Source organism: Nocardia sp. NPDC058705, from assembly GCF_042749305.1.
In the GTDB taxonomy this organism is placed as follows: Bacteria; Actinomycetota; Actinomycetes; order Mycobacteriales; family Mycobacteriaceae; genus Nocardia.
Genome location: NZ_JBHYRN010000003.1, coordinates 423,500 through 434,078 on the forward strand (window position 1 = coordinate 423,500; position 10,579 = coordinate 434,078).

The following is a 10,579-nucleotide window of genomic DNA, read 5'->3' on the forward strand; positions in this document are numbered from 1 at the left end:
AGGCCACTCGATTCACCCACAGTGGTCTTGTTCGTCGGAGTCGCCCTCTAGTCTTGAATCATGTCTTCGTCCTTGCCCACCGGGTTCGATACCACGCTCCTCGACACGCTGCGGCGGCGCGTCGTCATCGGCGACGGCGCGATGGGCACGATGTTGCAGGCCGCGGACCTGTCGCTCGACGACTTCCGTGGCCTCGAGGGTTGCAACGAGATCCTCAACGACACTCGCCCCGACGTCCTCGCCGAGATCCACCGCGCCTACTTCGCCGCGGGCGCGGATGCGGTGGAAACCAACACGTTCGGCTGCAATCTGCCCAACCTGGCCGACTACGACATCCAGGACCGGATCAGGGACCTGTCCGAGCGCGGCACCCGCATCGCCCGCGATGTGGCCGACGAGATGGGCCCGTCAGCCGACGGCACCCCGCGCTATGTCCTCGGCTCGATGGGCCCCGGAACCAAGTTGCCGACGCTGGGCCACGCGCCGTTCGTGTCGCTGCGCGACGCCTACACCGAAGCCGCGCTCGGCATGCTCGACGGTGGCGCCGACGCGATTCTCATCGAGACCTGCCAGGACCTGCTGCAGGTGAAGGCCGCGATCACGGGTAGCCGCCGGGCGATGATCCAGGCCGGGCGCCGGATTCCGATCATCACCCACGTCACCGTGGAGACCACCGGCACCATGCTGGTCGGCAGTGAGATCGGTGCGGCGCTGACCGCGCTGGAACCCCTCGGCATCGACATGATCGGCCTGAACTGCGCGACCGGTCCCGCCGAGATGAGCGAGCATCTGCGGCACCTGTCGCGCCACGCGAACATCCCGGTGTCGGTGATGCCCAACGCCGGTCTACCGGTGCTCGGTGCCAACGGTGCCGAATACCCGCTCACCCCCGAAGAGCTCGCGATCGCGATGAGCGGGTTCGTCTCCGAGTTCGGGCTCTCGTTGGTCGGTGGCTGCTGTGGCACCACCCCCGAGCACATCCGTCAGGTCGCCGAGGCGGTGCGCGAGGTCGAGAAGACCCTGCCACCGGTCGCCGACCGTCGCCACCCCGAGCACGAACCGGCCGTGTCGAGCATGTACACCGCCGTGCCGTTCGAGCAGGACGCCTCGATCATGATGATCGGTGAGCGCACGAATGCCAACGGCTCCAAGGCATTCCGCGACGCGATGCTCGCCGCCGACTGGCAGCGCTGCCTCGAGATCGCCAAGGACCAGACCCGCGACGGCGCGCACATGCTCGACCTGTGCGTCGACTACGTGGGCCGCGACGGCGCCGACGACATGAACGAGCTGGCCTCGCGTCTGGCCACCGCCTCGACCTTGCCGATCATGCTCGACTCCACCGAAGTGCCGGTGTTGCAGGCAGGTCTGCAGCACCTGGGTGGTCGGTGCGCGGTGAACTCGGTGAACTACGAGGACGGCGCCGGCCCGGATTCGCGGTTCCAGCAGATCATGCGCCTCGTGTCCGAACACGGTGCCGCGGTCGTCGCGCTGACGATCGACGAAGAGGGTCAGGCGCGCACCGCCGATCACAAGGTCGCGATCGCCGAGCGTCTCATCGACGACATCACCGGCAACTGGGGTCTGGCCGAGTCCGACATCATCATCGACACCCTGACCTTCACTCTCGGCACCGGGCAGGAGGAGTCGCGCAAGGATGGTGAGGAGACGATCAAGGCCATCCGCGAGCTCAAGCGCCGCCGCCCGCAGGTGCAGACCACCCTTGGCCTGTCGAATATCTCCTTCGGTCTGAACCCGGCCGCCCGACAGGTGCTGAACTCGGTGTTCATGCACGAGTGTGTCGAAGCGGGACTGGATTCGGCGATCGTGCACGCCTCGAAGATCCTGCCGATGAGCCGGATCCCCGAGGAGCACCAGCAGGTCGCCCTCGACCTGATCTATGACCGTCGCACCGAGGACTACGACCCGCTGCAGACGCTGATGGCGCTGTTCGAGGGTGTCTCGACGGCGTCGTCGAAGGCCTCACGTGCCGAGGAGATGGCGTTGCTGCCGCTGTTCGAGCGCTTGGAACGGCGCATCGTCGACGGGGAACGCAACGGCCTCGGTGACGATCTCGACGAGGCGATGCAGACCGTGCCGCCGCTGCAGATCATCAACGAGACCCTGCTCTCGGGCATGAAGACCGTCGGTGAGCTGTTCGGGTCGGGGCAGATGCAGTTGCCGTTCGTGCTGCAGTCGGCCGAGGTGATGAAAACCGCTGTCGCGCACCTGGAACCGCACATGGAAGCCACCGACGACGCGGGCAAGGGCCGGATCGTGCTGGCCACGGTGAAGGGCGATGTCCACGACATCGGCAAGAACCTGGTCGACATCATCCTGTCCAACAACGGCTACGAGGTCGTGAACCTGGGCATCAAGCAGCCGATCGCGACCATCCTCGACGCCGCGCAGGACAAGAAGGCCGACGTGATCGGCATGTCCGGCCTGCTGGTGAAGTCGACGGTGGTGATGAAGGAGAACCTCGGCGAACTCAACAACAAGGGTGTCGCCGAACAGTTCCCGGTGCTGCTCGGTGGTGCCGCGCTGACGCGGTCCTACGTGGAGAACGACCTGACCGAGGTCTACGACGGCGACGTGTACTACGCCCGCGACGCGTTCGAGGGCCTGCGGCTGATGGACGAGATCATGACCGTCAAGCGCGGTGGTGGACTCGATCCCGACAGCCCCGAGGCGATCGCCGCCAAGGAGAAGGCCGCCGAACGCAAGGCCCGCCACGATCGGTCCAAGCGGATCGCGGCCGAGCGCAAGGCTGCCGAGGCGCCGATCGTCGTGCCCGAACGCTCCGATGTCGCCGCGGATCTGCCCGTGCCGACGCCGCCGTTCTGGGGCACGCGGATCGTGAAGGGTCTGCCGCTGGCGGAGTACTCGGGTCTGCTCGACGAGCGGGCACTGTTCCTCGGTCAGTGGGGTCTGCGCGGGCAGCGCAAGGGTGAAGGCCCGACCTATGAGGATCTGGTGGAGTCCGAGGGTCGCCCGCGGCTGCGCGCGTGGCTCGACCGGCTCGCCACCGAGGGCGTGCTCCAGCACGCCGCGCTGGTCTACGGGTACTTCCCGGCGGTGTCGGAGGGCGACGAGGTCATCGTGCTGACCGAGCCGAATCCTGATGCGCCGGAACGGTATCGGTTCACCTTCCCGCGTCAGCAGCGGGACCGTTTCCTGTGCATCTCGGACTTCATCCGTTCGCGGGAGAAGGCCCGCGAGACCGGCCAGGTCGATGTGTTGCCGTTCCAGCTGGTGACGATGGGTCAGCCGATCGCCGACTTCGCCAACACCTTGTTCGCCGGTGACAACTACCGCGACTACCTCGAGGTGCACGGCATCGGTGTGCAGCTCACCGAGGCGCTGGCCGAGTACTGGCATCGCCGGGTGCGTGAGGAACTGACCGTCGACGGTAAGTCCATCGCCGCTGAGGACCCCGCCGATGTGCAGGACTACTTCAAGCTCGGCTACCGGGGTGCGCGCTACTCCTTCGGTTACGGCGCCTGCCCGGACCTGGAAGACCGTGCCAAGCTGGTCGACCTGCTCGACGCGGGCCGGGTCGGAGTGACACTGTCGGAAGAACTGCAGTTGCACCCCGAACAGTCGACGGACGCGTTCGTGCTGCTGCATCCGGAAGCGAAATACTTCAACGCCTGACAGACTGCAGGCAACACAATGCGACGTCGGCAGATCGGATCGGTCCCGCGGACCGGTCCGATCGTCGTTGTGGCGCCTGTGAATCTGGTCACGATGCGGTGCTGGGTCCATGGACCGGGCTGTCTCGCAACAGGATCGACGCAGTCCAGCACGTAGGATTTTCGAAAGTTTCATCCCGCTGTGGCGCGGAGGGCGAGACGACTCAGCGGTAAGCAGGAGGGGCACACTATGACATCGGATCGGTTGATCGCGGGACGCTATCGACTCACCGACCCGATCGGCACGGGCGCGATGGGTGTCGTGTGGCGTGCCACCGATGTCCGGTTGCGCCGCACCGTCGCCGTGAAACAGGTGCTGCTCGCGCCGGGACTCACCGGCACCCAGGCCCTCGAAGGCAAACTGCGCGCGATGCGTGAGGGCCGGATCGCGGCCCGCCTGCACCATCCGAACGCCATCACTGTCTTCGACGTCGCCGAGGAAGACGGCCAGCCGTGGCTGGTCATGGAATACATGAACGCGCCCAGCCTCGCGGCGAAGCTGGCCGGCGGGGTGACGCTGCCGCCGATCGAGGTGGCCGGAATCGGGGCGCAAGCCGCCGCGGCGCTCTCTGCAGCCCACGACGCCGGAATCATGCACCGCGATGTAAAACCGGCCAACCTGCTCGTCGGCGACGACGGCACGGTCAAGCTCACCGACTTCGGCATCTCCCACGCCACCGGAGACGTCACCGTCACCGCCACCGGGTTCCTGGCAGGCACCCCCGCCTACCTGGCGCCCGAGATCGCCCGCGGTGACAACCCGAAGCCCGCCGCCGACGTGTTCGCCCTCGGCTCGACGCTCTACGCCGCATCTGAAGGGGCGCCGCCGTTCGGTGAAGGCGACAACCCCCTTGCCGTGCTGCACGCCGTCGCACGCGGCGTGGTGCCGGAACCGAAGAACGCTGGCCCGCTCGCCCCGGTGCTGATGTGGCTGCTGACCGCGTCCGTCGAAGACCGGCCGACGATGGCGCAGGCGCGCGTCGCATTGGAAGATGTTGCGGCGGGCCGGGTTCCGGTGCTGCCCGCCTCGGCGACGAAGATGCTGCCGATCGGCGACGCGGACACGACCTTGATCCCGAAGCCCGGGTCTGCCTCGAACGGGGGAGCGGCGGCGAAATCCGGCGCTGCCGCACTGCTGGGCAGCGGCTGGGCCATGGCCAAGGCCGCCCGATCGGCGATCGCAGGTCGCACCTCGGCGGATGAGACCGCGGGCACACCGCCGGCCTCGGGTGCGAGGACACCGGTCGGTGGGGTCGGGCGGACAGCAGTGGGCGAGGGCGCGCGCACGCCTTCTATCGGTCTCGGGCATGGACACTCCGATGACGGCGGACATCGACCCTCCGGCGGGGCCGGACAGGCGTCCTCGGCCGCGCCGACACCGCCCGTCGGCCACGGGTCTGCCGGCCAGAGCGGCCAGGCAGTCGGCGACGTCGGCCGGGCGGCTTCGGGTGGCGCTGCCGGCCGAGCTGCGACGGGTGATAGCGGGCATGCCGTCGGTGGCGCGGTCGGTCAGGCGGCGGCCGGCGATCCCGGTCTCGTGCGCCCCCGCGACATCGGGTCTTCGAGTCCGAGCGCTGTCGAACGCGCGGGCGCCGAGGCGGACGCCCGCGCACGAGCGGCAGCCGGGCCGACGGGGGGTTCCGGCCTGCACCCCGCATTTCCCACCCCGCCCTCGCGTACCGACCGCCTGAACAACAACCGTGCCGTGCTGCTGCTGGCCGCCGCTGTCGCCGCGTTCACGGTGATGCTCGTCGTGCTGGTTGTCACCCGCGATCGTGGTGGTGACTCCACTGAGCAGGCGCAGGTCCCGCCGTCGCCGGTCACCGTCACCACCGTGGTCGACGGCAAGGTCAGCACCGTCGTCATCGTGCCCGAGCAGGAGACGATCACCGTGTCGGCCCCGCCCGCGGCCGTGCCGAGCGGTGTGACGACCACCGGCGCGCCCCCGACCAGTACCTCGGCCAAGCCCACCCCCACCACCAGCGCGAAACCGACCACTACGACCATCACCACCACACCCTTCGGCCCGCCCACCCCGGACCGGATCAACCAGTTCATCGCCGGGTACTACGGCATGTTGCCCGGCAACATCGGCGGGGCGTGGGCGCAGCTCGCCCCCGGCTACCAGGCGCAGACCGGCGGATTCACGCAGTACTCGTCGTTCTGGTCGTCGGTGCGGTCGGTGACTGTCGGCTCGATCACCCCCAGCGGAGCCGACCGCGCGGTCGTCACGCTCACCTACCGGCTCACCAATGGCACCGTGACCTCGGAGAACCGCTGGATCCAGGTCTCCGGCGACGCGGGCAACCTGCAGATCGTCGGATCGGGCGTGTGAGGGAGACCCGTTACCCTGAACGGGGCCCGGCGACCGCCGGTGACTCGGCGATACGTGACGAGAACGAGGCGAGTAACAGGTGAGCGCGCGACCGGCCGCGGTGTTGTGGGACATGGACGGCACGCTCCTGGACTCGGAGAAGCTGTGGGACATAGCCGTTCGCGAACTGGCCCGCGAACACGGCCGCGAACTGACCGACGAGGTCCGTCATGCTCTGATCGGCGCCTCCGGTCCGAACGCGCTGCGTATGCTCTTCGACGGCATCGGCCTCGTCCCGACGCCCGCGATGATCGCCGAGGCGGGGGAGTTCCTCGAACGCCGCGTCACCGAGTTGATGCTCGGCCCGATCCCGTGGCGGCCCGGCGCCAAGGACGCGCTCGCGATGGTGCGCTCGGCCGGCCTGAAGTGCGCGCTGGTGACCAACACCAAGCGTTCGCTCACCGAATACGGCCTCGACACCCTCGGCCGCGACTACTTCGATACCTCCGTCTGCGGCGACGAAGTGCCGCACGGCAAGCCAGATCCGGCCATCTACCGCCGCGCCGCCGATCTGCTCGGGGTCGACCCGAACGAGTGTGTCGCGATCGAGGATTCGCCGACCGGGTCCCTCGCCGCGCAGGGTGCTGGTTGCGGTCTGATTGTGATCCCGTGCGAGATCGCGGTTCCCGAGGCTCCGGGGCGGGTATTCCGGGAGTCGCTGATCGGATTGTCGGTGCACGATCTGCAAGCCGCACTCGACGCTCGCATCTGAAACTTTCGGTGCAGGCGCGTGATAGGGCGTAATAGCCTACCGTGATTGTCTCGATACCCAGGTTGCGTTTGCGAAAACTGTTGCCACACAGTTGATTTCGCACGATTGTGATCTGCCCGGGATAAGCCTGATTTGTCGAAACCACGGGCGCGCGCCGGAATATTCCCGCAAACTGGGTACATGACGGGCACGCGGGGGCTTGACGAAATCGTCGATATCGCACGGTATCCACTCACCGATCTCGGTGGTTCGGGTAGGCAGGCGGCAATCGAGGCCGCCCGCGCCGAACTGGCCGAGGACGGCTGCACGGTCCTGCGCGAGTTCATCCGGCCGCAACTGCTGGAAACACTGCGCACCGAGGGGGAGGCGATCGCCCCGCACGCCCACTACAAGGTGGAACGGGTGAACGCCTACAACATCGAACTCGACGCCGACCTGCCCGCCGATCACCCGGCCCGGATCGTGCTCGACCGCGGCAACGCCTTCGTCGCCCGCGACCGCATCCCCGCCGAGGCGTTGATCCAGCGCCTCTACACCGACCCGGTGTTCCAGCGCTTCGTCGCCGACTGCTTCGAACTCGACGATCTACACGAATTCGCCGACCCCCTCGCCGGTTTGTGTCTGAACGTGGTCGAACCGGGGATGTCGCATCCCTGGCACTTCGACACCAACGAGTTCACCGTCAGCATGCTCACCCGCAAGCCCGAATCCGGCGGTGTCTTCGAGTACTGCCCCAATATCCGCGACCCCCACGCCGAGCACCTCGACGACGTGCGCGATGTCCTCACCGGCCACGGCGAGCGGTTCATCCGGTCGCTGGAACTGCGCCCGGGCGACCTGCAGCTGTTCAAAGGCCGCTTCTCCCTGCACCGCGTCACCGAGGTAGCCGGTGCGGGACAACGACACTCGGCGATTTTCGCCTACACGGACCGTCCAGGGGTGATCGGCACGGTCGAACGCACCAGGCAGTTGTTCGGCCGTGTTCTGCCCGACCATGTGGCCGCCGCGGCCGACGCCGTCCGAGGTGACCGACTGCTCGACTGAGAGGAACCGCCCATGTCCGTTCCGTTGCACACCACCGGCAAAGCATCCTTCGACGACATCTACGAAAGCCCGGATCCGCGAGCATATTTCGAGCGGATGAACGATCTGGACTACCGGATTCCGGAGTTGGCGAAGCCGCACTTCGCCGAACAGTTGCGCCAACTGCGGGCCGCCCGGCCGGGTCGAATTCTGACGGTCCTCGACCTCGGGTGTTCCTACGGGGTGAACGCGGCCCTGCTGCGTACCGACACCACCGTCGACGAAATGGCCGGGCACTACCGCGATCACGTCGACACCGACAAGATCGGGCTGATCGCGGCCGATCGGGAGCGGTTGCGTGGCGATGTCATGCCCGACGTACGCTTCGTCGGGATGGACGCCGCACGCCCGGCGCTGACCTACGCCCACGCCGCCGGACTCCTGCACGACTACGTGCACGCCGACCTCGAGGCCACCGAGCCCACCGAGGCGCAGCGTCGTGTGCTCGCCTCCGCCGATCTGGTGATCTCCACCGGATGCGTCGGCTACATCACCGAGAAAACCCTGTCCAGGGTCGCCCAAGCAGATCCGCGCAAGCGACCGTGGATGGCGCATTTCGTGTTGCGGATGTTCGATTTCGGTCCCATCGCCGAGGAACTGGCCGCACTCGGCTATCGCAGCGAGCAGCGTCCCGGTATGTTCCAGCAGCGGAGGTTCGCCTCGGCCCAGGAACGCGAGCAAGTACTGGATGCGTTGGCGGCCAAGGGAATCGACACCACCGATCACGAAGCCGAAGGCTGGCTCTACGCCAACCTGTACCTGTCCCGCCCGCATCCCATCGAGACCTGAGGACTTGGATTGAACCAACCCACGTTCGCCGCCGAAGACACGCTGCCCCGGGTACCGCTGCCGACACTGGAGGACAGTTGCGCGCGGTTCCTGCAGTGGTGTCAGCCCCTGCTCGGCGCCGAGGAATATGCCACCACCGAGGGCGCGGTAGCCGAGCTGCTGCGCCCCGGCGGGGCCGGGCGTGCGCTGCATGCCGCGCTGGCCGAGTACGACGCCACCCCCGGCGTCGGGAGCTGGCTCGACGAATTCTGGCCGTCGCGGTATCTGGGTCGCCGCGACCGGATCGCGTTGAACGCCAACTTCGTCTTCCTGTTCCGCGACGACACTCCACTGGCCGCGTCGACCGTCGCCGGTCAGACCGAGCGGGCCGCCGCGATCATCGGGGCGGCGGTCGACTACAAGCTGGCCCTCGATGCGGAGAAGATCCCGCCGGTCACCCAGCGCGGTACGCCACTGTCGATGTGGCAGAACAAGTACCTGTTCTCCGAGACCCGCATCCCCGGTCTCATCCAGGACAGTGTGCGCAAGCCGTACAGCCCGGAATGGCCGGGGCCCTCGGATGCCCGCCACATCGCGGTCTTCTACCGGGGCAACATCTTCCGGATGGACGTCATCGGGGCCGACGGTGCGCCGTACGCGTTCGAGGACGTGGTCGATGGACTGCAGGCGGTGATCAAGGCAGGCACCAAGCCCGCCGCGACCGACACCTCCGTCGGGCATCTCACCACGAAAGCCCGTGCGGAATGGGCCCGCAGCCGCGCCGACCTGCGCACCGAGCCCGCCAATGTCGAGGCGTTCGACGCGGTGGAGACGGCACTGTTCTCGGTGTGCCTCGAGGACTTCGCCCCCCGCGACGAACTGCACGCCTGCGACCAGCTGCTCCACGGTGACAGCGGCAACCGCTACTTCGACAAGTCGGTGTCGTTCATCGTCTTCGCCGACGGTCAGGCCGGTATCAATATCGAGCACTGCGGGCTCGACGGCACCACCGTGCTGTCGTTCGTCGACGCACTGCTCGAGCGCACCGCGCAGGACCACGCGGCGACCAGCGGGGCGCAGTCGCAGGGGCTGCCTTCGGTGGAGCCGATCGAGTTCGTGCTCGACTCGGCCGCCCGCGCAGACATCGCCGCGGCGGGCGCCGACTTCGCCCGCTTCGCCGCCGACACCGCCACCTCGCTGGTGTCGTTCGACGACTTCGGCACCGGTGAGGCCAAGAAGCTGGGCATCTCACCCGATGCCTTCGCTCAGCTCAGCTACCAGCTCGCCCACCGGCGCAGCAAGGGGCTGACCGGCGCGACCTACGAATCCATCGCCACCCGGCAGTTCCGCAACGGCCGCACCGAGGCCATGCGGGTGGTCACCCCGGAGATGGTGGCGTTCGTCGACGCGATGACCGATCCCGAGGTCGACGAGGAGACCAGGCTGGCCGCGGCACGTACCGCCGCGTCGGCCCACGTCGCCCGCGCGAAGGAATGCCAGGCTGGGCAGGCGCCCGAGCAGCACCTGTGGGAACTGGAGTGGATTCAGCGCCGCCGTGGTGAGCAGCTCGGTGTCGCGGACGAGCGGATCGCGTTGTTCGACAGCCCCGGCTGGACGATCATGCGCGACGACTACCTCTCGACCAGTTCGGCGCCGTCGAAGTACATCCGCTACTTCGGTTTCGGCTCGACGAGTCCGCGCTGCATCGGCATCGCCTACGTGCTGCTGCCGGATCGCTGGAACATCTACCTGGCCACCCCGAAATCGGTGTCCGACCAGATGTACGCCTTCGCCGACCACCTGCGCACGGCCGTAGCCGACCTGCGGGAGCTGTTGGGCTGAGCTGATCGGCGCCGCCGCGATCTGGGGTTTGAGTAGTCCCAGGCGGGTTGACGCTGTGTTTATTGGAGCGCTGGCGCGCTCGAGTCGCGGCCCCAAGGGGCCGCC

The 10,579-nt window shown here is 67.7% G+C and carries 6 protein-coding genes; all 6 read left to right on the plus strand.

The annotated features are described in order from the left end of the window. Positions 1 to 60 precede the first annotated feature (60 nt). The 6 genes from metH (at position 61) to ACFW6D_RS07420 (ending at position 10,474) form a co-directional block, all read left to right on the plus strand. Positions 61 to 3,657, plus strand: a complete 3,597-nt coding sequence (gene metH / locus ACFW6D_RS07395; RefSeq protein ID WP_379325707.1) for a methionine synthase — start codon at positions 61 to 63, stop codon at positions 3,655 to 3,657. A gap of 228 nt (positions 3,658 to 3,885) precedes the next feature. After that, positions 3,886 to 6,030 carry a serine/threonine-protein kinase gene (locus ACFW6D_RS07400; RefSeq protein ID WP_379325709.1) on the plus strand — a complete coding sequence of 715 codons (2,145 nt, stop codon included), beginning with the start codon at positions 3,886 to 3,888 and terminating at the stop codon, positions 6,028 to 6,030. 79 nt (positions 6,031 to 6,109) lie between these two features. After that, positions 6,110 to 6,781 (plus strand): HAD family hydrolase, encoded by a 672-nt coding sequence (locus tag ACFW6D_RS07405; protein WP_379325711.1) that lies wholly within the window; start codon positions 6,110 to 6,112, stop codon positions 6,779 to 6,781. Between the two features lie 180 nt (positions 6,782 to 6,961). After that, positions 6,962 to 7,825, plus strand: a complete 864-nt coding sequence (locus ACFW6D_RS07410; protein ID WP_379325713.1) for an arpA protein — start codon at positions 6,962 to 6,964, stop codon at positions 7,823 to 7,825. 12 nt (positions 7,826 to 7,837) lie between these two features. Then, positions 7,838 to 8,653, plus strand: a complete 816-nt coding sequence (locus tag ACFW6D_RS07415; protein ID WP_379325715.1) for a class I SAM-dependent methyltransferase — start codon at positions 7,838 to 7,840, stop codon at positions 8,651 to 8,653. Between the two features lie 9 nt (positions 8,654 to 8,662). Beyond that, positions 8,663 to 10,474 carry a choline/carnitine O-acyltransferase gene (locus ACFW6D_RS07420; protein ID WP_379325717.1) on the plus strand — a complete coding sequence of 604 codons (1,812 nt, stop codon included), beginning with the start codon at positions 8,663 to 8,665 and terminating at the stop codon, positions 10,472 to 10,474. Positions 10,475 to 10,579: the final 105 nt, after the last annotated feature.